Origin of the sequence: Streptomyces rhizosphaerihabitans (genome assembly GCF_025399795.1) — a bacterium.
Lineage (GTDB): Bacteria > Actinomycetota > Actinomycetes > Streptomycetales > Streptomycetaceae > Streptomyces > Streptomyces rhizosphaerihabitans.
The window spans coordinates 1-827 of the sequence record NZ_JAODTZ010000164.1; the positions used below are offsets into that span (position 1 = coordinate 1).

General features: G+C 65.7%; 1 protein-coding gene. It reads left to right on the forward strand.

Features of this window, described 5'->3' with window-relative positions:
* A partial coding sequence (locus N4G66_RS45225) for an alpha-amylase family glycosyl hydrolase (RefSeq protein WP_261710156.1) occupies positions 1-827 on the forward strand: 827 nt, incomplete at both ends.

Here is an 827-nt window from a genome sequence, read left to right on the forward strand (position 1 = left end):
GACGTCGTCGACTACTTCGGCGACTTCCCCTCCGGCGGCGACGAATGCCACATGGCCTTCCACTTCCCCGTCATGCCCCGCATCTTCATGGCCGTCCGCCGCGAGTCCCGCTACCCCGTCTCCGAAATCCTCGCCAAGACCCCCGCCATCCCCTCCAGCTGCCAGTGGGGCATCTTCCTGCGCAACCACGACGAGCTCACCCTCGAAATGGTCACCGACGAAGAACGCGACTACATGTACGCCGAATACGCCAAAGACCCGCGTATGCGCGCCAACATCGGCATCCGCCGCCGCCTCGCCCCCCTCCTGGACAACGACCGCAACCAGATCGAACTCTTCACCGCCCTGCTGCTCTCCCTGCCCGGCTCACCGATCCTCTACTACGGCGACGAGATCGGCATGGGCGACAACATCTGGCTCGGCGACCGCGACGCCGTCCGCACCCCCATGCAATGGACCCCCGACCGCAACGCCGGCTTCTCCTCCAGCGACCCCGGCCGCCTCTTCCTCCCCACGATCATGGACCCCGTCTACGGCTACCAGGTCACCAACGTCGAAGCATCGATGTCATCACCGTCCTCGCTGCTCCACTGGACCCGCCGCATGATCGAGATCCGCAAACAGAACAAGGCCTTCGGACTCGGCTCCTACACCGAACTCCCCTCCTCCAACCCCGCCGTCCTCGCCTTCCTGCGCGAAGCACCCTCGACCCCGGACGAAGGGGACGACGACCTCGTCCTGTGCGTGCACAACTTCTCCCGCTTCGCCCAGCCCACCGAACTCGACCTGCGCGAGTTCAACGGCAGACACCCGGTCGAGCTGATCGG